The 21,471-nt window shown below is 61.1% G+C and carries 17 protein-coding genes and 1 pseudogene; 9 read left to right on the forward strand and 9 right to left on the reverse strand.

The genetic code is table 11. From position 1 onward, the window contains the following. Positions 1 to 2: 2 nt before the first annotated feature. From FHW92_RS00240 to FHW92_RS00270, 7 genes are all read right to left on the reverse strand, one after another. Positions 3 to 2,027, reverse strand: a complete 2,025-nt coding sequence (locus FHW92_RS00240; protein WP_168601235.1) for a sigma-54-dependent Fis family transcriptional regulator — start codon at positions 2,025 to 2,027, stop codon at positions 3 to 5. Positions 2,028 to 2,240: 213 nt separating this feature from the next. Next, positions 2,241 to 5,057, reverse strand: a complete 2,817-nt coding sequence (locus FHW92_RS00245) for an FAD-binding and (Fe-S)-binding domain-containing protein (RefSeq protein WP_210428314.1) — start codon at positions 5,055 to 5,057, stop codon at positions 2,241 to 2,243. A 119-nt stretch (positions 5,058 to 5,176) separates the two neighbouring features. Beyond that, the gene (gene groEL, locus FHW92_RS00250) at positions 5,177 to 6,814 is read right to left on the reverse strand and encodes a chaperonin GroEL (RefSeq protein WP_168601236.1); all 1,638 of its coding nucleotides are present in this window, start codon (positions 6,812 to 6,814) and stop codon (positions 5,177 to 5,179) included. 106 nt (positions 6,815 to 6,920) lie between these two features. Further along, entirely contained in the window at positions 6,921 to 7,277 is a 357-nt protein-coding gene (locus FHW92_RS00255; RefSeq protein ID WP_168601237.1) for an MmoB/DmpM family protein, read from the reverse strand. A gap of 28 nt (positions 7,278 to 7,305) precedes the next feature. Then, positions 7,306 to 8,412, reverse strand: a complete 1,107-nt coding sequence (locus tag FHW92_RS00260) for an aromatic/alkene monooxygenase hydroxylase subunit beta (RefSeq protein ID WP_168601238.1) — start codon at positions 8,410 to 8,412, stop codon at positions 7,306 to 7,308. Positions 8,413 to 8,429: 17 nt separating this feature from the next. Then, positions 8,430 to 9,488: a 2Fe-2S iron-sulfur cluster binding domain-containing protein gene (locus FHW92_RS00265; protein ID WP_168601239.1), complete on the reverse strand. Its 1,059-nt coding sequence runs from the start codon at positions 9,486 to 9,488 to the stop codon at positions 8,430 to 8,432. 85 nt (positions 9,489 to 9,573) lie between these two features. Next, a complete protein-coding gene (locus FHW92_RS00270) occupies positions 9,574 to 11,238 on the reverse strand; it encodes a methane monooxygenase (RefSeq protein WP_168601240.1) in 1,665 nt (554 codons plus the stop codon). A gap of 430 nt (positions 11,239 to 11,668) precedes the next feature. Between FHW92_RS00270 and FHW92_RS00275 the strand changes: the two genes are divergently transcribed. The 5 genes from FHW92_RS00275 (at position 11,669) to FHW92_RS00295 (ending at position 16,112) form a co-directional block, all read left to right on the forward strand. Next, on the forward strand, positions 11,669 to 12,088 hold the full coding sequence (locus FHW92_RS00275) for a c-type cytochrome (RefSeq protein ID WP_246869840.1): 420 nt from the start codon (positions 11,669 to 11,671) through the stop codon (positions 12,086 to 12,088). Between the two features lie 6 nt (positions 12,089 to 12,094). Then, positions 12,095 to 12,490, forward strand: a complete 396-nt coding sequence (locus tag FHW92_RS00280; protein WP_168601241.1) for a VOC family protein — start codon at positions 12,095 to 12,097, stop codon at positions 12,488 to 12,490. A 58-nt stretch (positions 12,491 to 12,548) separates the two neighbouring features. Next, complete coding sequence (locus tag FHW92_RS00285; RefSeq protein ID WP_168601242.1) at positions 12,549 to 13,076, forward strand: gluconate 2-dehydrogenase subunit 3 family protein; 528 nt, start codon at positions 12,549 to 12,551, stop codon at positions 13,074 to 13,076. Between the two features lie 30 nt (positions 13,077 to 13,106). Further along, entirely contained in the window at positions 13,107 to 14,678 is a 1,572-nt protein-coding gene (locus FHW92_RS00290) for a GMC family oxidoreductase (RefSeq protein ID WP_168601243.1), read from the forward strand. A 186-nt stretch (positions 14,679 to 14,864) separates the two neighbouring features. Further along, positions 14,865 to 16,112 carry an Nramp family divalent metal transporter gene (locus FHW92_RS00295; protein ID WP_349237614.1) on the forward strand — a complete coding sequence of 416 codons (1,248 nt, stop codon included), beginning with the start codon at positions 14,865 to 14,867 and terminating at the stop codon, positions 16,110 to 16,112. 34 nt (positions 16,113 to 16,146) lie between these two features. On the opposite strand, the gene FHW92_RS00300 is transcribed toward FHW92_RS00295, so the two are convergent. After that, positions 16,147 to 16,335 (reverse strand): hypothetical protein, encoded by a 189-nt coding sequence (locus FHW92_RS00300; RefSeq protein WP_168601244.1) that lies wholly within the window; start codon positions 16,333 to 16,335, stop codon positions 16,147 to 16,149. A 232-nt stretch (positions 16,336 to 16,567) separates the two neighbouring features. On the opposite strand from FHW92_RS00300, the pseudogene FHW92_RS25625 reads away from it, so the two are divergent. Next, a pseudogene (locus FHW92_RS25625) lies at positions 16,568 to 16,705 on the forward strand (DDE-type integrase/transposase/recombinase); the annotation flags it as partial. On the opposite strand, the gene FHW92_RS00310 reads toward FHW92_RS25625, so the two are convergent. Beyond that, on the reverse strand, positions 16,639 to 16,863 hold the full coding sequence (locus FHW92_RS00310; protein ID WP_168601245.1) for an enoyl-CoA hydratase-related protein: 225 nt from the start codon (positions 16,861 to 16,863) through the stop codon (positions 16,639 to 16,641). The pseudogene FHW92_RS25625 and the gene FHW92_RS00310 sit on opposite strands and share 67 nt — an antisense overlap. 410 nt (positions 16,864 to 17,273) lie before the next feature. Here FHW92_RS00310 and FHW92_RS00315 point away from each other — a divergent pair, with 410 nt between their 5' ends. From FHW92_RS00315 to FHW92_RS00325, 3 genes are read left to right on the forward strand one after another with little or no spacing between them, the layout of a single operon-like run. Continuing rightward, positions 17,274 to 17,642: a hypothetical protein gene (locus FHW92_RS00315; protein WP_168601246.1), complete on the forward strand. Its 369-nt coding sequence runs from the start codon at positions 17,274 to 17,276 to the stop codon at positions 17,640 to 17,642. Beyond that, positions 17,642 to 20,461, forward strand: coding sequence for a hybrid sensor histidine kinase/response regulator (locus FHW92_RS00320; RefSeq protein ID WP_246869842.1), 2,820 nt, complete (start codon positions 17,642 to 17,644; stop codon positions 20,459 to 20,461). Before FHW92_RS00315 ends, FHW92_RS00320 begins: the two co-directional genes overlap by 1 nt. Then, the gene (locus tag FHW92_RS00325; protein ID WP_246869843.1) at positions 20,425 to 21,438 is read left to right on the forward strand and encodes a diguanylate cyclase; all 1,014 of its coding nucleotides are present in this window, start codon (positions 20,425 to 20,427) and stop codon (positions 21,436 to 21,438) included. Before FHW92_RS00320 ends, FHW92_RS00325 begins: the two co-directional genes overlap by 37 nt. The last annotated feature ends 33 nt before the right edge of the window (positions 21,439 to 21,471 follow it).

Genomic DNA, 21,471 nt, shown 5'->3' on the forward strand with positions numbered 1-21,471 from the left:
CATTACCCTCCCGCAACCATAAAGGCATGGCCTATCTCAATAGGGCTGATTCGCCGCATGCCATACTGCCCCATCTTTCGATAAAGGGTGCTTCGCGATACACCCAGCGTGACTGCTGCCGCCGACAGATTGCCTCTGGCCATCCGGATGGCATGATCTATGGCCTGCTGCTCTCCACTTTCCGGGACAGCCTCACGAACCGGCACCTGAGCCAAATCGCTTGTGTGGAATATTCCGTGCTGCTCAATCTCACGGGGAAGCACATCGACATCGGCGATGTCGTCCTGCGCGAAAAGGACGCTGCGTTCGACGACATTGCGCAATTCGCGCACATTGCCCGGCCAACTGTAGTTTTCCATCCGCGCCAGCGCCGCCGCCGTAAACCGGACCGGCTGACGACCATGACGGTCGGCGATGCGGGGATTGAAATAGTCGATCAATCGGGAAATATCGCCCGCGCGCGCGCGCAGTGGGGGCACCTCCACCGCCGTGACGCTCAGGCGATGAAAGAGATCGAGCCGAAAGCGCCCGGCGGCCACCTCGGCGCGCAAATCGCGGTTGGTCATGGCCACGATGCGGGCGTTGACCCGGCGCGGCTTGCTGTCGCCTACACGATAGACCACGCCCTCTTCCAGAACGCGCAGCAAATAGGGCTGCAATTCCAGACTCAGCTCTCCGATCTCGTCGAGGCAGAGGGTGCCGCCATTGGCTTCCTCGAACCGACCGACACGGCCATCGCTGCTGGCGCCCGTAAAAGCACCCCGAACATAGCCAAAGAGTTCGCTGGCAATCAGTTCCTTCGATACAGCACCGCAGTTGAAGGCCACGAAGGGGCCCTGCGCCACCTTGCTTTCGCCATGGATCGCTCGGGCGAACAGTTCCTTGCCTACGCCCGATTCCCCTTCGACCAGCACCGGCACATGCAACGGAGCGATCCTTCGCGCCATGGCGATGGAATGCCGGATGCAGTCGCTTTCTCCCACGATGCAGTCGAACTGGGAACGCACCGGCTCCGACACGTCATGCACGGGGCTCACCGGAAGCGGACGGCGTTGCGAACGGGCTGGAATGACCAGCAGATGCCCGCCCAGTTCACCGTCAGCCATCAAGGGGCGCAACCAGTCACGCGGCAGGCCCGGAACCACATGCCTGAGCGGCTTGCCGTAATCGTCGAGGATCTGCATGCCGCGCCTGAGATCGGGAAGGTCCGTGCCGAATTTCTCGCTCAAGACCTTTTGCGCCAGCCTGCTGGTGTAAACGATGCGGCCAAAGGCATCGATCGCAATCAGATCATCGCCAGCGTGACGCTGGCTATGCTCAAGGCCCATCTCCATCAACCTGAGATGCTGCACCTCGACCTGCCGTGTCAGCCTTTGCTCGATCTGGCTGGCGGTCATGACAGCCAGCGCCAGAATCCGGGCACTCGATTGCCCGCGCTTCGCCGAAATGTCGAGAATGCCCACGATATCGCCGTTCAGCGGATCGCGGATGGGCGCACCGGCACAGCTCCAGCCTTTGATGCCCTCGCAATAATGCTCGCCGGCATGCACCATGACGGGCCCACCGATAGCCAGAGCGGTACCGATGCCATTGGTACCCGCGTCAGTCTCAGTCCAACGTCCGCCCTGCATCAGAGCGATATCCATACCGGCATGAACAGTGTGGGCATCCCCCGCCGCTTCCAGCACGACTCCGTTGGGGTCCGTGATCAGCATCAGCGAGTTGGTGCCCGCCAGCACATCGGCCGCCTGGACCAGGGTAGGAGCGGCAGCCTGCAGGAGCTGACGGTTCCGCTGGCGCAGATGCGGGACCTGATCGGTGGCCAAATGCGGCGCATATTCAACACCAAGGTTGACCTGAGAGGTGCGGCAACGCTGCCAGCTTTCAATCACCACGTCGCGCACCAGCTTCGGCCCGCAACCCGAACCGGACACAAAATCCTCCCATGCCCTGGCGACGACATGATCACGCTCTTCCAGCACCGCCAATGAGGTTTTTCCTGAGTGCACCACTCCACTCGCAGCCATTAGCATCCTCCTGCGCGATCGGTGGACGCCGAGCTTTCCGGGTTCATTCCCAAGCCAACAGGTTCGGGATCGATCCGAGCAGCTTGTTTCGGGTCAGGGTGACCCGAAGCGGCATCGACCGATGTGCTTCTCCTCATCCGTGTGGATGTCGAACCCCAGGTCCACTCCACCTCTGCCATGCATCTTAGTCGTGCATTTCAGGCGTTGGTAGTATTATCGTACCGCTTGCCTTGTTGCTCGCTCCACCAGATAAGCCAATGAACGGTAAGGTATATTTGCGTGATCGCTGAGACCGATTTCGCATGTCCTGCTGGTCGAATAGCCTTGCGTGCAGCCTGACGGAACCGACTCGGGCAAATCGCGCAGCGCATGATCGTTCAGCTCAGGAAGTGTGAAGCCCTTGTCGCCGGCAAAACCGCAACATCCTATGCCCTGCGGCATCACCACCCGCGTTGCGCAGGCGCGCGCCACCGCCGCCAGCTTGGGCTCCAACCCCATGCGGCGGCTGCTGCATGTGATATGCAGCATGACCGTCTCGTCCAGTTGGTTGACAGTCAGACGGGGCAGAATCACGTCATGCAGGAACTCTGCAATATCGACGATGGCCACGCCGCGCCCCCTCGCCTGTGCACGCCGCCGCAGACGGAAGGTACAGGGGCTGGTGTCCATCAGCACGCGCGGCGCCCCGCTTGCCTCGACAGCATCGAGCACGGCGTCGGCCATGCGGTCGGCAGTTGCGGCCAGCCCCTTGCTTTCCCATGCCATGCCGCAACACAGGCCGCTTTCGCAGGGGCTGACGGCAAGGTTGATGTCCGCGCGCCGAGCCAGCATCGCGAGGATGTCGCTGAGCGGCATATCCGCTGGATCGGCCGCCGCTGGCCCCATGGTGCGCGCCGCGCAGCTTGAGAGATAGAGCCAATCGGCAGGCCCGTTTGCGATCGGGCGCGCAAGAGGCATAGGCCGGGGCAGATATTCGGGCGCGACAGGCGCAAGTCCACCTGTCGCCCGCCGCAGCCCGCGGCTGAGCGCAGAAAGATTGCCCCGCCCGATCACCCGTCCTGCCCCCTGCCCCAAACCCAGCATCGCCCGTGTGGCGGCCAGGGTTGCCGGGAGATGGTCGGCCAGCACATCGCCGATCTTTTGCGCCAGGCCCCCGCGCCGCTTGCCGCGCTCCTGCTTCATCAGAAGGCCCGTCTCGATGCCCACCGGGCAGGCATTGGCGCAAAGGCCACAGGCCGCACAACTGTCGACGCCAGCAAAGGCGTAGGATTGTTTCAGCGCATCGCCGTCTTCCCCCGCCTCCTCGCGGCGGGCGATCTCCCGCGCGGCGACGATCCGCTGGCGCGGCGAGAGCGTGAAGCCATGCGAGGGGCATGACGGCTCGCAAAAGCCGCATTCCATGCAAGTGTCCACCAATGGATCGACCGGCGGCAAGGGCTTGAGATGGTGCAAATGGGCCCGCGGATCATCGTTGAGGATCACGCCCGGATTGAGCAGTCCCATCGGATCAAGCAGCGCCTTGATATCGCGCATCAGCCGATAGGCTTGCCCGCCCCATTCGACCTCGACGAAAGGCGCCATGTTGCGTCCGGTCCCATGCTCGGCCTTGAGCGATCCGTCGAAGCGGGTCACGACGAGCCGGACAACATCGTCCATAAAACGCCGATAACGATCCACTTCGGCCGTATCGTCGAAGTTCTGGGTGAAAACGAAGTGCAGATTGCCCTCAAGCGCATGGCCGAAGATGATCGCCTCATCATAGCCATGCTGCGCGAAAAGCTGCTGAAGAGCGACCGTGGCATGGGACAGGTGCTCGATGGGAAAGGCCACGTCCTCGATGATGACGCTCGTGCCCGGTCGGCGCATGGCTCCCACTGCCGGAAACATGCCCTTGCGCACCTTCCAATAGGCCTCGGTGATCGCCGGATCGCGCTCGAAATGAGCAGGGTTCAGCATGATCTGGCCGGCCAGGCGGCGCGTGACCTGTTCGATCCGCGACACAAGATCGGCCTCGTCACTGCCCCGGATCTCGACCAGCAGCGCCGCCGCCGTCGGTCCCAGATCCGCGATACCATGTGGGATACCGGGCTTGCCCTCCACCGAGCGCAAGGAGGCGCGGTCCATCAGCTCAGCAGCGGCGACAGGTTCATGGCGCAGGGCCATCACAGCGCGCGCCGCCGCCTCCACATCCGCAAACAGCAGCAATGCGCTGGCCTTGTCGCTGTGTTCGGGAACCGTGCGCAGGACCACTTCCGCGATGAAGCCGAGCGTTCCTTCCGAGCCGATCATCAGATGCTGGAGAATGTCGAAGGGATCCGTGAAATCGACCAAGGCATTGAGGGCATAGCCGGTGGTGTTCTTGATGGCGAACTTGCGCGTGATGAGTTCACGCAGCGGAGCATCCGCACGCACCGCCTGCCCCATGGCAGCAAGCCTCTCCAGCAGGGCGCCATGGGTCTTGCGAAAGCGTGCTCTGCTGGCAAGACTGGCCGTATCGACCGTTCCGCCATCGGCCAGAATGATGCGCATCGATTCCAGCGTCTGATAGCTGTTCTGCGCCGTGCCGCAGCACATGCCGCTCGAATTGTTGGCAACGATGCCACCGATCTTGGCGCTGGCGATCGAGGCGGGATCGGGACCGATCTTGCGCCCGTGAAACGCCAGCGCCCGATTGGCCGCAGCGCCGATCACCCCCGGCTGCAATGTAACCGTCGCGCCATCGGCGCCGACGCGCACCTTGCGCCAGCCATCGCCCAGAACCACCAGAAGGCTGTCGCTGATCGCCTGACCCGATAGGCTGGTGCCCGCCGCCCGAAAGGTGACCGGCGCCTCGTGACGGCAGGCGACATCCAGCACATGGCGGACCTCGGCTTCGGATTCGACAAAGACCACAAGGTCGGGAATCATGCGATAGAAGCTGGCATCCGTACCATAGGCCAGGCGTCGCAGTTCATCCTCGATCAGCCGCTTGCCCGGAATGACCGCCCCGAGATCGCGCCTGATCGCCCTTGTCCTCGCATCCTTCATCATTGTCCCAACCCGGTTCACCAACCCCATCCCTTCGCAAAGGATGCCCGTCTGATGAACGGACACCCCTGCCTGATCTGCTGCCGACCGGCGAGCGCTCGCACTGCCGGTCGGGTCACGCCTCATGCCCGGCCGTAGACTTCCGCCCCGCCGCCACGGGCAGGACCGGCCGTCGGATCAAAGTCCTCCGGCAGGTCGACGACCAGCGAATGTGTCGTCAGAATCAGCTTGGCCACCGAAACGGCATTGGCCAAGGCAGCCAGAGTTACCCGCACCGGATCGATGACCCCGGCGGCAAAAGTGTCGCCAAAGACGCCGGACCTGGCATCAAAGCCAATACCGCTTTCGGCATCGACCACCTGTGCCACGACCTGATCGGAATCGCGCCCCGCATTGCGCGCGATGATCGCCAGCGGCTGGCGCACGGCCTCCTGAACCAACGCGATACCGGCGCGCACGCCGCCCTCATGCTCATCCACCAGCGACTGGAGCAGGCGCGAGAGCTGGGCCAGCGCCGTGCCGCCGCCCGGAACCACACCTTCATCCCGCGCGGCACGCGTGGCGTTGAGCCCGTCATCGAGAAGCTGGGCCGTCCGCTTTTGCTCGACCGGTGTCGCGCCACCGGCAAGCAACACAGCCGTACCGCGTGTCAGCTTGGCAAGACGCTCGGCGTATTTGTCGCGCTCGATGTTCTGCGGCGCCTCATCCCACAGTTGCTTCACCAGACGCCTGCGACCGGCGATGGCGTCCTCGTCGCCCTGCGCACCGCGAATGACCGTGGCCGAGGCCGTGATGTGAACATGGGCCGCCGAGCCCAGATCCCCAACCGTGGCATCCTCGATCCTGCCGCCCAGATCCCGCGCGATCACACGGGCCCCGGTCATGATGCCCAGGTCTTCCATCATCGCCTTGCGCCAATGGCCGAATTCGGGCGGATTGATGGCCACGACCGTCCCGTGCCCCTGCGCACGCGCCTGCATGATCGCGGCGATGGCTTCGGGCGAAATCTCGTCGGCCACCAGCAGCAGCGGGCGACCGCTGGCGCGCAGCGCCGCCAGCAAACGCAGCACGGGCTCAGCCGAAAGCACCTTGTTATCGGTCAGCAGGATGGCCGCATCCTCCAGATCGGCCGCCAGGCTCGACGCGTCCGTCGCCATGTGATGCGAAACGAAACCCCGGTCGAGGACGACCCCCTCATCGACATCCAGCCGAGTCGGCGTACCGGGCAGACCGTATTCGACATTGATCACACCTTCAGGCCCGACCCGCTCGACCGCTTCCGCGATCAGCGCCCCCAGCGCCTCCTGCGTCGAGGCGACATTGGCGACCATCCGCAATTCGCCCTGCCGGACCGGGCGGGCCAGATCCACCAGTTCGCGCGCCAACGCCTGATGCGCCCGGTCGATGCCCGCGATCACATCGGCGGCCTTGTGGCCGTCCTCAACCAGCGGAACCCCGCCCTGCACCAGCGCATTGGCCAGCGCCGTCGCGGTCGTGGTGCCATCACCTGCGACCTCATTGGTCTGCATTGAAACTTCGCGCACCACCTGCGCGCCCAGATTTTCGAAACGGCAGGGCAGTTCGATTTCCGCCGCGATGCTCACGCCATCGCGTGACACCAGCGGCGTCCCGATCGGCCGGTCGATGATCGCATTGGTGCCCTTTGGCCCCAGCGTGCCCACCACAGCCCGCGACAGCTTGTCCACCCCCCGCGCCAGCGCAGCCCTCGCCTCTCCATCATACAGCATGATCTTGGCCATCAGTCATCTCCTCGTCATCTCCCGCTTGCGCACGGGCTGATTGTTCTTGTCCGGTTGTAAAGGCAGATGCTCCGGCAAGCCCATGCCTGCCGGAGCCGGCGCGGTGTCACTCGTATTCCAGCGCCTCATCCATATCGCCGAAGAGGACCACGGTGTTCTCGTCGATCATCACCATCCGCCCATAATGGGTCGAGGTGGAGATCTCGAAGATATGCGGGGTCATCTCACGGCCCAGAGCGTCGCTGATCTCCTCCATGTTGAAGACGATCTTGCCCTCGCCATCCATGCGGATCATAGCAGGCAGATAGGTGATCTTGATGCCTGGCTTGTCCTGCATCACCTCGGCGATACAGCGCGCCTCGACGCTGTCGTTCATGGTGACGCCGCACTGGTGGGAGATGGTGCGCTCCTGCTTGATCTGGTCAAGCGGGGTGAAGAGTTGCTGTTCGCTTGTAAGGGCCATAGGTCAGTTCCTTTCCATGTCGCGCCAATTATTCGGCGGGTTCGGTTTCCAGACCGGGCATCGGCACCTGCGTGGCAAAAACGCCGATTTCCCGGACGATGGCCTGAAGCCGGTTGATCGCCGAGGCATAGGCTTCGGCAAACTGCGCGCTCTTGACGCGTGGCTGCGACCAGATGGGTTGCAGGTCCATCGCGGCCTGGGTGGCAATGGGCTGGTACTTGTCGAACCAGTCATGCAGCACCCGGCGGTTGGCCTCGCCATGCTCGGCATCGGCCACCAGCATGGCGAAGAGTTCGACCGTATTGGCCAGATTGCGTTCGTAATCGGCCTCGGCGGCGGACACGACCGAAGGGGTCGAATAGTCGTTCTGGGGCGCGGCGGCCTGCATCAGGAAGCCGGAGCGGAACAGCTCACCGATCAGGGGCTCGAACAGAACATTGACGATGAAATACTGTTCAAGGAAGTCATTGGCGCCGCGCGCGCATTCGACCAATTCGCGCGTCTTCTGCCAGATCGGGCTTTCCAGCCAGGCCCGCTTGCCCACATCGACATCGAAGCCGTCGATGTCGAGCGCGATCTCGCCCAGATAGAGCGTGAGATCCTGCGCCAGCCGCAGCTTGTAGGAGGAATTGGTCAGGATCGCATTGTTGACCATCTGGGTATAGCCATAGCGCTGTGCCCGCATCAGCGAGGTGCCCGCACCATATTCGGCATGTTTGAAGGCCCCCAGATGCTCTTGCAGCACCTTAACCCATGCCGCATCGAAGCGTTTGGGCGCACCGGCGCGGCGGGCATTGTCGATGACGTTCTTGATCATCCCGCAGATGGTCGACTGGCGCTGGTAATGCGTGCGTTCCCATTCCTGGTCGGGCGCGCGATAGCGATGCCAGTCGCTGCTCTTGAGCGCGGTCCAGTCCTTGGAATAGGTGGGCACGCCGTCGCCGAAGCTGATGATCCAGTCCTGAAGCAGATAGCGTTCCGGGTCAGGCTGGACGTCGACGGTCACGTCTTCATAGTGGGTGGCGCGACGACCCTTGGGTTCATAATAATTGTAGGACCGGCTGTCCGATCCGGGAAAAATCTTGGCCCCAGCGGCGGCCGATTTTTGTTCATTTTCCAGTACTGGCGCGTTCATGTCTTTATCCTCTCCAGTTATTCACTCGTTGCCGGGGTGAATTTGTCGAAATACATGCGTGCTGAATCAATGCCGGCGATCTGCATCACCGGTGTCGCGCTATCGATCATGACCGGGGGGCCGCAGCCGTAGGCGTCGGCATTCTCGATATCGTCCATGGTCATGATATGGCGGCGCAACACATCGTGGATGAAGCCGACCTCGCCGGTCCAGCCATCTCCCTCCTCCGCATGGGAGAGCGCTGGGATGAACTTGAAATCGGGCATGCTGGCCTCAAACTCGGCAAAAACGTCGAGTTCGAACAGGTCCTTCACCGTGCGGGCGCCGTAGTAGAAGCGCACCGGGCGGGTTTCGCCGCTGGCCGCCTGGTCCTTCAGGATCGAGAGCAAAGGCGCCATGCCCGACCCGCCGCCGACAAGGATCATCGGCCCATCGCGGTTTTCGCGCCGCGAGCAGGAACCATAGGGCCCCTTGACGGTGATCCGCGCACCGATCTGCGCGGCGCCGATGGCCGTCGAAAACGCGCCGCCCGGATACTTCTTGATGATGAATTCAAGACGGCTTGGATCGCTGGGCGGGTTGCCCATCGAATAAGAGCGCGTGATCCCGGCCTCGACCAGCGTCAGATCGGCAAACTGGCCCGCCCAGAATTTCATGGGCTCGTCGAGTTCGACCGCGATCCGGACGATGTCGTGAGTCAGCGGCTCGACCTTGGCAAGGCGACCGTTGAACTCCTTCACCGCGATCGAACGGGACAGTTCCTCCTCGTCGAAATTGAGCAGTTCGACTTCGATGTCGCTGTAGACCAGCGTCCGACACAGCAGGATCTGACCGTTCTCACGCTCAGGGTCCGACAGGGCAAATGTCGAATATTTCAGCATCTCGACATCCCCTTCGTTAAGGATGCACTTGCAGGCCGAGCATTGCCCTTCCTTGCAGCCGTGGGGCAGCGCCACGCCCTGGCGGAAAGCGGCATCAAGCACCGTTTCGCCTTCCTCCACCTGCATTTCCACGCCAACCGGCTCCAGGCGCACCGTGTGCACGGCGGCCGCCGGTTTCTTCATCTCTTGTCCCATGGGACTCCTCCCCTGATGTTTTTTCGGGACCGCTGTCGGGGCATGGCGGGCGAAGGAATTTCCCTCCGCCCGCTGCCGGCAGGGATCAGATCCGGCGGATCTTGAAGCCCTTGCGATACTCTTCGATATGGGCGGCGCGCGCCTGGGGCGACAGTTCGCGCAGCGCCTTGAGCGGACTGCGGATGGTGTTGCCGCGCACGTGGTCGAGCGTCCACATGTCCTTCTCCTCGAACGACATGTGCGGCTGGGCGATCAGCGTCTTGCCGTCGGGGCGCACGAAGCCCATGTCGACAATGGCGTCGGCCACATCCCAGCCATCATAGACATCTTCCCAGATGCGGCGGCCGGAGAAGCGCCCCATCGCCGGGGTGGCGCGGCCCTGATATTCGGCGGCGAAGGCTTCCTTATGTGTCCAGCGATCCACTTCGCTGGCATAGGTGAAGAGCTCGCCGTCCACCTCGTCGACGCAGAAGTCCTCACGGACGACCGCCGGAACCAGGCTGGACCAGCAGCGATGCGGATAGACATAGCCGGTGTCGGCAAAGGTGATCAGTTGGCTGCCGGGCTTGGAGAGCTTCTCGTAATTCTCCCACCAGGCGCCGTATTCGTCGTACCAGCCCGGATACTTGTGCTCGAACCACTCGAAGTCGCGCTCGGTCTGCGCCTCGATGCGCCAGAAGTTGGCCCACCAGCCGGCCGAGAAAAACTGGGCGATCTTATGGACATAGCCCTTCTTGACGATGGAATCGAAGGCTTCATGCACATCGTCGTGATGGATCTTGATGCCGTATTTTTCCAGCGGCAGCATGTAGGTGCGATAATAGTCCTCGAAAATCCAGCGATGCCACAGCTCCGCATAGCTTTCCTTGTTCTTGTCGCGGTTCTTGGTGCCATATTCGATGATCGTGCCGATGGCGGCATCGACGATCATATGGTTCTGCCAGAAGGAATAGCGGATGTCGCGTTCCAGCAGCAAGTGGTTGTCGGGCTCCTTCAGGATCGACATCAGCATCGAGTGGCCGTTGCCGATATGGCGGCTTTCATCCGACTGTACCGACAGGAACACTGTGGGCAGCGCATAGTCGCCGTTGCGCGCCGCCTCGGAAGGCATGGCAACGAAGAGCGTGTTGGTGAAGGCCGTCTCGGCCGCGACCTGAAGATAGATGTTCGACGAGGTGATGGCGTCACCCGTCAGGAAGGCCTCACCGAACTGACGCCCGATGGTGGTGGCATAGCATTTGCCGAAGGCCTTCTCGGTGATGTCGAAACCGGCCGGATCGATGTAGTTTTCCATGTACCACTTCTTCAGGTTCATCTGAATGGTGGAATGGCGGAATTCATCGACCATCTGCATGGTGAAGCCGGTGCGCAGGTGATCGCCCGGAGCCAGTTGTCCCAGCGTCGCCATCGAACGGGCGGCCGAAATTTCCGGGAAAGGAATAATCGCCAGGAACAGCTTCATCCACTCGATCCAGCGCGGCTCGACATTACGGAACATGTCGCCGCGCAGCGCCGCATCCAGCGCGCCATAGACGCGGTTATCCTTTTCCTCCTGCATCGGAAAATACGAACGCAGGACCTGCTTCATCGGATCCTTGGGCGTCTTGCTGATCTTGTAGTCGGTGGGGAAATGCATCGCCTCCTGAACATAGGACGGCGTCCAGCCCAGATCAGCGATGAGCCTTGTGGCTTCGCTGATGCTGATCCCTTTCTGGCTGATGATCTTGTTGAGTGTCAGAGCCTCGGTCATCTTTTTCTCCCTTTGGCCTAGCCTTCGGCCATTGCCTTCACAGGCGGATGTGGGCCTTCAGCGTTCATGTCGCCGATCAACCTACTGACTCGGCCGGACCGCCGGCCTGTCGAAGATGACAGGAGCAACATGCGTGCCAAAATTGGAAAAGATCTATATTTCTATTAATTGCAACATCCACCCAAGGCGGCGGTCATAGGAAGAAGCATCATAATACTACAGCACCGCTTCAACCACGAAACACATGCTCCATATTGACCTTATATGTGCGACAAAATGGCACACTTTTTAGAAAGTGCCGCACATTTCGTCGAGAGACTCTCCTTTCAAAGCCGCATTTATGTTCATTTTCTTATTTTGGCATGACGCTTGCTGAATTGCTCTCACCGCCCGGCAAGGCCGATAAAATCGGTAGAGAGAGGAAAATTCGATGGCGACTGCCACATCCCATATCCGCACATGCCCTCCCCATATATCCGCCCTTCTGGGTATCGGCACCGGACTGGCCCTGCTGGCGATGTCTGCCGCCCCGGCCGGCGCCCAGCCCGCCTCGTCCGACGCCAAACTCTTTGCCCAGCAATGCGGCGCCTGCCATTCGACCAAGCCGGACGAAAACCGCGTGGGGCCCTCGCTCGCCGGGATTATGGGCAGACCCGCCGGAAAGCAGACAGGGTTCACCTATTCGCCGGCGCTGAAGAAAAGCACGATCAAATGGTCGCCTGCCACGCTTGAACGCTGGCTGACCGACAGTTCCCAGACGATTCCGGGAAGCGTGATGAATTTTCGTCAGGCCGATGCCGCAAAACGCAAGGCGATCATCGATTATCTCTCCACCCTGACCGCGAAGTGACCTGCCATGGCCAAAATCATCCATGCAATGATCCGCGTCCTCAATGAGCAGAAGTCGCTGGATTTCTATCAAACCTGCCTCGGCCTCTCTATCGCCGATCGCTATCCTTTCGACGGCTTCACGCTGGTCTATCTGCGCAATGCCGAAAACGACATGGAGATCGAACTGACGGTCAATCATGATCGCAGCGAGCCCTATACCCACGGTGACGGCTATGGCCACATCGCCATCGCGGTCGACGATCTGGACGGCGAACACGCAAGGCTGGCCGCCGCGGGCATCGCGCCCCAGCCCATCAAGGAATTCTTCCGCGAAGGCGCGCTGATGGCGCGCTTCTTCTTCATCCTCGATCCCGACGGTTACAAGATCGAGGTTCTTCAACGCCTTGGCCGATACCAGTGACCGGCCAGCACAGCACATGTGCCCCCAACACACGCGGGCACAGCCAAGGAGAAATTTCATGAGACTGGTCGAGAAAAGGACCATATTGAACCGCCGCCTGTTTCTGGGGCAGTCGGCAGGGATGGCGATCATCGCCGGAGCGATCGGCTCGCGGGCGAAGGCCGCGCCGCTCAAGACCCTGGCCGCTCCTGCCATGCCCACGCTGGTGAAGATGGCGCGGGACCTCTATCCGCATGACCGTCTGCCCGACGTCTTCTACGAAACCGCCGTGGCCACTATCGATGGCAAGCTGGCCGCCGAACCCGGTTCGGCAAACCTGCTGACCGATGGCGTCGCCAATCTCGACAAGGCGGCAAACAGCGCCTTTGCCAAGCCCTATGCCGCCATCGACGCGGAAAAGGACCGCGTGGCTGTGCTCAAAAGCGTGGAGACCACCCCCTTCTTCCAGCGCATGCGCAGCGAGATGATCACCGCTCTCTACAACCAGGACGAGCTGTGGGCCAAGCTTGGCTACGAAGGCTCCTCAGCCGAACACGGCGGCTACATCCATCGCGGCTTCAACGACATCGACTGGCTGCCGGCGTGATCGCGCGGCGGGCCTGAAAGGATTTACCCCATGGTTACGAAATTCGCTTTGAGCGACGACAGTGTGGTCGTCGTCATCGGGTCGGGCGCGGGCGGCGGCACGCTGTCGAACGAGCTCGCGCAAAAAGGCATCAGGGTCGTCTGTCTGGAAGCGGGCGCCCGCTACGAAATTCCTGATTTCATCAACAATGAATGGGACAGTTTCGACCAATTGGCCTGGAAGGACAAGCGCACCACCTCGGGCAGTTGGCAGGTGGCCAGGGACTTTCCCAACCTGCCCGCCTGGATCGTGAAGGCGGTGGGCGGCACGACTACCCACTGGGCAGGCGCCTCGCTGCGCTTTCAGGAGCATGAGTGGAAGGCGCGCAGCACCTATGGCGACATTCCCGGCGCGGCGCTGCTCGACTGGCCGATCAGCGCCGAAGAGATGGCCCCATGGTATGACAAGGCCGAGTTGAAGATGGGCACCACCGGCACGCATGGCATTCCCCGCCTGCCCGGAAACAACAATTACAAGGTCCTGGCCGCCGGCGCCAAGCTGATGGGCTACAAGGAATTCCACACCGGCAACATGTCGATCAACAGCCAGCCGCGCGACGGACGCGGGAGTTGTCAGCAGATCGGTTTCTGCTTTCAGGGCTGCAAATCGGGTGCCAAATGGTCAACCCTTTACACCGAAATCCCCAAGGGTGAGGCGACGGGCAGGCTGGAAGTGCGCCCCGGATGCCAGGTGATACGCATTGAGCACAATCCGGCAGGCAAGGTCACGGGCGTGGTCTATGCCGATGACAAGGGCGTGCTGCACAAGCAGAAAGCACGCGTGGTGGCGGTGGCGGGCAATTCGATCGAAAGCCCGCGCTTGCTGCTCAACTCCGAAACCAACCAGTTCAAGAATGGGCTGGCCAATGGCGCAGGACACGTCGGCCGACACTACATGCGCCATACGACCGGATCGGTCTATGCCCAGTTCGACAAGCCGGTCCACATGTATCGCGGCACGACCATGGCAGGCATCGTGCGCGACGAAGCGGTCCACGACGCTCGGCGGGGCTTTGTTGGCGGCTATGAGATGGAGACGATCTCGCTGGGCGTTCCTTTCACAGCGGCTTTCCTCAGCCCGGGCGCCTGGGGGCGCGATTTCAGCTCGGTGCTCGACGGCTATGATCGTCTGGCAGGCATGTGGCTGGTAGGCGAGGATCTGCCCCAGGCTAGCAACCGAGTGACGCTCAACACACAGGTTAAAGACGCTTTCGGCATGCCCGTCGCCAACGTCCATTATGACGATCACCCCAATGATGTAGCCATGCGCAACCACGCCTATCAACGCGGCGTGGCGCTGTACGAGGCTGTCGGCGCCAAGCGGACGATCAAGACCCCGCCCTATCCATCAACCCACAACATGGGCACCAACCGGATGAGCGAGAAGGCCGAGGATGGCGTCGTCAACAAATGGGGCCAGACCCATGAGGTGAAGAATCTCTTCATCTCGGACGGCAGCCAGTTCACCACCAGTGCGGCGGAAAACCCAACGCTGACGATCGTGGCCCTGGCCATCCGTCAGGCCGACCATATCGCCGAGTTGATGGCCAAGAACAACATCTGATCATCCAGGAACATGGCTGCACCATCCACCATAAGAATGGGCAGCAACGGGGAGGAGAGCGACGTGATCGAAAGTAATGCTTTCGCGGCAGGCGTGTCATGGCAGGACCAGAGCCAAAGGGCCGGACAAAGAAGATATCAGGGGGGGCACGAGCCTTCGCTGACCGAAGCCTTTCGGACGGTGCCGGTGCGCGGCCTTGGCTGGCGACGTTTGCTGTCCTTTCTTGGCCCCGGCTATCTTGTCGCGGTCGGCTATATGGATCCGGGCAACTGGGCAACAGATCTCTATGGCGGATCCGCCTTTGGTTACACGCTGCTCTCAGTCGTCGCCCTGTCCAGCCTGATGGCGATGGTGCTGCAGCATCTTGCAATCCGATTGGGCGTCGCAACAGGGCGCGATCTTGCACAGGCCTGCCGGGATTATTACAGTCCCGCAACCGCCGCCCTTCTCTGGGTACTGTGCGAGATCGCGATCTGCGCCTGCGATTTGGCCGAACTGATCGGCACGGCTATTGCGTTGCAACTCCTCTTTCACATCCCGCTGATCTGGGGCGTCGCACTGACCGGGCTGGACGTCTTTCTGCTGCTGTTGCTGCATAAAAGCGGCATCCGGCTGCTTGAAGCCTTCGTGGTCGTTCTGTTTATCAGCATCACCACCTGCTTTGCCATCGAACTGACGCTGGCCCGGCCGATCTGGGGCCAGGTGGCCATGGGTTTCGTCCCCGACCCCAAGATCTGGAGTGACCCACTGATGCTCTATGTCGCCATCGGCATGGTAGGAGCGACGGTCATGCCCCATAATCTGTACTTGCATTCCTCGATCGTACAGACGCGGATGTACGATCAGGATAATCACGGCAAGCGCGAGGCGATCCGCTTTGCCACCATCGATTCCACCATTGCCCTGTTTTTCGCACTGCTCGTCAACGCCGCCATTCTCATCCTGGCAGCTGCGGCATTCCATACCACAGGCCATACCGTGATCGAGATCGCGCAGGCGCACGAACTCCTCGCCCCCACGTTGGGAGCCGCCGTCGCCTCGACAGCATTCGCCATAGCCTTGCTGGCGTCGGGACAGAATTCAGCGATCACCGCGACACTGGCCGGTCAGATCGTGATGGAAGGCTTCATGAACTGGAAGCTGGCGCCATCCCTTCGCCGGATCGTCACCCGCGGCCTGGCCATCATCCCCGCGCTCTTCGTCACTTATGCTTACGGCTCGGGCGCAACCGCGAAATTGCTGGTGCTCAGCCAGGTCATCCTGTCCCTGCAATTGCCTTTTGCCGTATTTCCCCTGATCGCCTTCACCCGCAATCGCGATGTCATGGGAGCAATGACATCGCCTCGTTGGCTGACGCTGGGCGCCTCGATCATTGGGGTGGTGATCGTCATGCTTAATCTCAAACTGGTCTGGGATATGGCGCAGGGCCATTAAATAGCCGTCAATGATGATAGCCATGGCCGGTTTTTTACAGGCGCCGCAGGAATGCGGCGTTGACGCGGCCGATTTGGCCTTTCTGGGGTGCGGCACCCATTTTTGACCAGTACGACAAGGTTGAGCTGGACATGCGGATCAAGGACTGGACTTGTAACGGTTTTGCGCCGGTCACCTCAGAGTTTAATGCTTGTGCAAAGAGATCGACGAGATGATCAGGCATGGTGAAGAGTTCAAGCAGGAGGCGATGCGCATTGTACTGATCAGCGGGTTGCGTCAGATTTGGGGGGGCGGCAAGTCAACTCTGAACAAATAGGCTTCACACTATCGTCCGTCAGACCTGGTGACAGCGCCGCAGGATCAACGGGATCAAGCCATTCCGCACGCGCAAGCACAAGGTTACCGCAGGCAGTCATCACTGCCCGGGTGTCGCGGCGAACTGGGTCGATGGGAGCTTTACCGCCGATGCGCCTAACCAGAAGTGGGCCGACGATATCCGCTATATCTGGACCACGGAGGGGCGGCTCTATCTCGCCGTCGTCGTTGACCTGTTCAGCAGGCGTGTCGTCGACTGGACGGTTAGCGGCAGGATGATCGCGCTTACCCCTGGATCACTCTCGCAAAGCGTCAGCGCATCGACCAGCTCCCGCTTTACCGCCATATTCAAAGCGTTGCGCCGTTCGGGGCGCACAATGCTGAGGATGGCGATACCATCGCGGGCCCGATTGATATGGACGAAACGCTCGCCCAAGCCTTCTGCCGGTCCAAACCGGCTCCGCGCGTCGATCAGGGGCGACCGTCCAGATAATCGGCGCACGCCGGTCGGTCTCCAGCAAGTGCCAATCCTGTCATGGCGCAAGCAGTAGTCCGAAAGGGGCATCAGTGACCGCCTCGGGATGGGTGTCGGTGTGGGAGGCGATGGTGCCGGAGTCGTGATTCCAGCTCTCATGGAGAAACGGCATTGCGCATTTACCCCACGGTGCGCTTCCCACCATTGCCGAAAACAGGCTTAAAGTGATCTGCCATTGGCAATGGCGCGATGCCCCCGATGATAATTCTTAACCATATCGCAATGTCTCAAGCGTAACCCTTCACGGTAGGATCATTTGTCTCTGGAGCATGTGCGCCTCCAGCGTGCTTCTGGCGAAAAAAGGGGCAACCATGTTTTCTGCTGCCCTGACCTCCATCAAACTGCATTGGCGTGATTTCATTCCCGCTGCTGTCCTCATGATTGTCGTGACAGCGGCAATTGCCGCCGCCACGCTCTGGCCCTCCGGTGATCGGGGCCAGTATGCCGTCGTTGCACCGCCATCCTATGATTTGGGCCGGACGATCACGATGGTGCAGGCTGCTGGCGGCAGCATCGTCGATGTCGGCGGTTTGAAGAATGTTGTGATCCTGCATTCTGCCGACAAGAACGTTGTGGCTGCGCTCTATCACGCGGGAGCGTGGCTGGTCATAGACCCCCATCTGCTTCGGGGTTGCGCAGGATTTCATCGCGTTTCAACCTCTCCTGGAGCCTCTGCCTGATGTCCGATCTCGATAAGCTGCGAATTCGATTTGGTCGGTTTCTGGTCATCTTGCTTTGGCTGCACATTCCCGTGCTCGCGGCGGTCGCCTTTGTTGTCGGTCGTCCGCCCCTCGCGGCCGGTCTGGCGGGCGCGCTTCTTGCAGGCGCCTATCATCTGACCTGGTGGCGGCATGGGATTACCCCTGCCACGCGCTATCTCTCCGCTGTTGCGCTGATGGGCGAACCGGCCTTGCTGGTCTATCTGCTGGCCGGTCACCCGTGGCAGATGGACATGCACATGTATTTCTTTGCGCTTCTGGCGCTGACCATCGCCTGGTGTGACTGGCGCGTGGTGGTGGTGGGCGCCGTGGCCATTGCCATACATCACATCATGCTGGACTTCCTGTTGCCTCTGGCCGTTTTCGCCGATGGAGCGGACGTTGGCCGGGTCGGCCTGCATGCCGGGATCGTTGCCTTGCAGACCGGGGTGCTGGTCTGGCTGAGCAGGACGCTGGTTGAAAGCTTTGCCCTCAACAATGAGGCGCTGCGCGAAAGGACGCTGGAGGCCGAGGAGGCCAATCGGGCAAAGAGCTTGTTCCTGGCCAATATGAGCCATGAAATCCGTACGCCGATGAACGCCATTCTGGGATTTTGCCATCTGGCCTTGCGCACGGACATGACGCCAAAGCAGCAGGATTATGTTTCCAAGATCAACGGCGCGGGACTGTCCCTTTTACGGCTGATCAACGACATCCTCGATTTCTCCAAGATCGAGGCGGGCAAGCTCTCGCTGGAAATTGCCCCCTTCGACCTGCGTGCCGCGCTCGAAGGCCAACTGGCCATTGCCTCGGTGGAGGCCGCCAAAAAGCGCGTTGCTGTCGAGCTCGTCATGGATCCCACCGTGCCCGCCACGCTGCTGGGCGATTGTCTGCGCCTCAACCAGATCGTGCTGAACGTGGTCAGCAACGCTGTAAAGTTCACCGAAAACGGCACGGTTACGGTCACAGTCGACCTTTCGGCGCGGCATGGGGCGTCGGTGTCGCTTGAAATCTCGGTCAGGGATACGGGCATTGGTATGACGCCCGAACAGCAGGCCCGGCTGTTTCACTCCTTCACCCAGGCCGACAGTTCGACCACGCGCCGATTTGGCGGCACGGGTCTTGGCCTTGCCATCAGCAAGCAACTGGTCGAGTTGATGGGGGGGCATATCGGGGTCGAAAGCAGCCCCGGGCAAGGGACGACGGTCACTTTTACCCTGATGTTGCAGGCCGATGACGCCGCGCCGTCGGTGCAGGACATGCCTTCGCCTGAACTTAAACGGTTGCGTGTGCTGATCGCTGATGACAACCCGGCCTCGCGCGAGATCCTGCAGGCCATGTTCACGGCATGGTCGATGAACGTCGATGTCGTCGCGTCGGGCAAGGAGGTCCTGGGCGCCCTTGTGACGGCTGCGGCCGACGCGGTGCCTTATGATCTGGTTCTGATGGATTGGAGGATGCCGGACATGAACGGCATCGAAACCGCCCGCGCCATCCGCCGGGATCTTTACCTGGCGAAAGTGCCCAGCGTGTTTCTGGTCACAGCCCACGGGCATGACGAGGTCAGGGCCGAGGCGGAGACAGCTAACATCGCCGCCGTGCTGATCAAGCCGATCGCTCCGGCAACGATGCTGGCAACAATGAACACATTGTTCGGTGCAGAGCAATCCGGCCCTCCGGTCGATGACGGTCAGGCCGGGACGGTTCCGATGGTGGCAGCCCATCTGCGCGGCCTTCGCGTTCTCGTGGCCGAGGACAACCAGATCAATCGCGAGATTGCGATTGAGTTGCTGATGGATGCCGGTTTGCAGGTCGAGGTCGCCGAAAATGGCTGCATCGCCTTGGAGCGCATCAGGGATGCGGCCGAGCCCTTCGACGCCATCCTGATGGATGTGCAAATGCCGGAAATGGACGGAATCGAAGCGACTGTGCGCATCCGCCAAATCCATCCGACCGAGCGTTTGCCGATCATCGCCATGACCGCCCATGCCTATGAGGCCGAACGGCAGCGCTGTTTGGATGCGGGCATGAATGATCATATTCCCAAGCCGGTCGATCCTGCATTGCTCGTCAGGAAGCTGGACCTTTGGTTGAAGCCGCGCCCGTCTCAAGCAGGTTTTGTCGAGACAGCAAGCCCGATTGTGATGCCGATCAAGGCCGATATCCTGCCTGACCACCTGCCTCCGTTCGGCATCAAGGCGGCGCTGGTGCGCGTCAACGGCAAGCGGGCGCTGCTGCGAAAGCTCATCGTTGATTTCGGCGACACTTTCGCCACAGTCATTTCGACGCTTCGCGCCCAGATCTCCGCTGGTGATCTGGGCGAGGCGCGGCGCCTTGCCCATACATTGAAGGGCATTGCGGGCACGCTGGAGGTGGGCGCTGTTGCCGAAGCGGCCAAGCGCATGGAAGCCGCGCTGGCCCAATCCGATCTCAGCCGGATCGATGAGCTGATTGATGGGCTTGAACAGGCTATCCTGCCCGCGCTCACCGCCTCGGCAACGCTCAAGGGGATGCAGCAGCCGACTTTGACGCAGTCAGACGTACAACTCGATTATTCCGAATGGGCTTCGAAGATCGAAGAGATTCGCGGTCTGCTGCGGCGCCGAAGCCTTGGTGCTCGCAAAGCTTTTCAGGAACTTGAGGAGACGCTCGGCACAAGGCCTGAAGCTGGAGGACTGCATGCGGTCAAGGCCGCGCTCGCCAGACTCAATTTCGAAGAGGCCTTGACGCAACTGGATCTGGTGCCGGGCGCGGATAACCGAGAATGCGGGGCGGCGCCTTTGGCGGCGGCGAACTCGTAATGGGCCGGCCCCTGGTTCTTATCGTCGATGACGAGGTCTCGAATATCGAGATCATGAATGCGGCGCTGGAGGATGATTATGAGATTTGTTTCGCCACATCCGGCGAAGAGGCCATAACCGTCGCGCAGACGAGCCTTCCCGACCTGATTTTGCTGGACGTGCTCATGCCGGGCACGGACGGGTACGAGGTTTGCCGTAGATGCAAGGCAGATCCGTTGATCGCTGATGTCCCGATCATCTTCACCACCGGGCTTGGTGACGAGGAGTCCGAGGCGAACGGGCTTTTGCTCGGCGCGATCGACTATATCGTCAAGCCGATCCACCCAGCTATCGTGCGTGCACGCGTTCATAATCATATCGAACTGAAGCGCATGCGCGATCAACTTGCCCAACTGGCGGTTACCGACGCGTTGACGGGTCTGAGCAATCGCCGTCGCCTCGAGCAGACCCTCGATGTGGAAATCGCCAGACTTTCACGCACCGACGACTGGCTCTCGGTTATCATGCTCGACATAGACTTCTTCAAGCAATTCAATGACGCCTATGGCCATCCCGAAGGTGATAACTGCATCGTGATGATCGCGGCGGCGCTGCAACGCGCAGTTCGGCGGGCCTCGGATCTGACCGCCCGCTATGGCGGCGAAGAGTTTGCCTGCGTTCTGCCTGCTACCGATCACGACGCGGCGATGATTGTGGCAAACTCCATCATGGAGCAGGTCCGTTCGCTGGGTATACCGCACAGGAACTCGGGGGTTGGCCCCTATGTGACCGTCAGCGTGGGTATCGCGTCAGCTCGGTGCAGGCCGGGATTGACACGGGACCTTTGGGTCAAGGTCGCAGACAATCAGCTCTATCTCGCCAAGGTCGCCGGGAGGAACAAGATCACGGGGACCGTGTTTGGGATCGAAGACAGCAAGCAGCTTGAATATGCAACAAAGGCAATGCCTTCGACATCGTTCTTGCCACGCTTGACGTAAGGTTTTGCCAACTGCGGCGCGATCAATTTTACC

The organism is Novosphingobium sp. SG707, from assembly GCF_012275515.1.
In the GTDB taxonomy this organism is placed as follows: domain Bacteria; phylum Pseudomonadota; class Alphaproteobacteria; order Sphingomonadales; family Sphingomonadaceae; genus Novosphingobium.

Bases quoted from the DNA above. Each gene is read 5' to 3' on its own strand.
- FHW92_RS00270 (WP_168601240.1), bottom strand. From the start codon at position 11,238: ATGACCGAGGCTCTGACACTCAACAAGATCATCAGCCAGAAAGGGATC.
- FHW92_RS00320 (WP_246869842.1), top strand. From the start codon at position 17,642: ATGTCCGATCTCGATAAGCTGCGAATTCGATTTGGTCGGTTTCTGGTC.
- FHW92_RS00245 (WP_210428314.1), bottom strand. From the start codon at position 5,057: ATGATGAAGGATGCGAGGACAAGGGCGATCAGGCGCGATCTCGGGGCG.
- FHW92_RS00265 (WP_168601239.1), bottom strand. From the start codon at position 9,488: ATGGGACAAGAGATGAAGAAACCGGCGGCCGCCGTGCACACGGTGCGC.
- FHW92_RS00315 (WP_168601246.1), top strand. From the start codon at position 17,274: ATGTTTTCTGCTGCCCTGACCTCCATCAAACTGCATTGGCGTGATTTC.
- FHW92_RS00255 (WP_168601237.1), bottom strand. From the start codon at position 7,277: ATGGCCCTTACAAGCGAACAGCAACTCTTCACCCCGCTTGACCAGATC.
- groEL (WP_168601236.1), bottom strand. From the start codon at position 6,814: ATGGCCAAGATCATGCTGTATGATGGAGAGGCGAGGGCTGCGCTGGCG.
- FHW92_RS00285 (WP_168601242.1), top strand. From the start codon at position 12,549: ATGAGACTGGTCGAGAAAAGGACCATATTGAACCGCCGCCTGTTTCTG.
- FHW92_RS00300 (WP_168601244.1), bottom strand. From the start codon at position 16,335: ATGCCTGATCATCTCGTCGATCTCTTTGCACAAGCATTAAACTCTGAG.
- FHW92_RS00325 (WP_246869843.1), top strand. From the start codon at position 20,425: ATGCGGGGCGGCGCCTTTGGCGGCGGCGAACTCGTAATGGGCCGGCCC.
- FHW92_RS00260 (WP_168601238.1), bottom strand. From the start codon at position 8,412: ATGAACGCGCCAGTACTGGAAAATGAACAAAAATCGGCCGCCGCTGGG.
- FHW92_RS00290 (WP_168601243.1), top strand. From the start codon at position 13,107: ATGGTTACGAAATTCGCTTTGAGCGACGACAGTGTGGTCGTCGTCATC.
- FHW92_RS00280 (WP_168601241.1), top strand. From the start codon at position 12,095: ATGGCCAAAATCATCCATGCAATGATCCGCGTCCTCAATGAGCAGAAG.
- FHW92_RS00240 (WP_168601235.1), bottom strand. From the start codon at position 2,027: ATGGCTGCGAGTGGAGTGGTGCACTCAGGAAAAACCTCATTGGCGGTG.
- FHW92_RS00275 (WP_246869840.1), top strand. From the start codon at position 11,669: ATGGCGACTGCCACATCCCATATCCGCACATGCCCTCCCCATATATCC.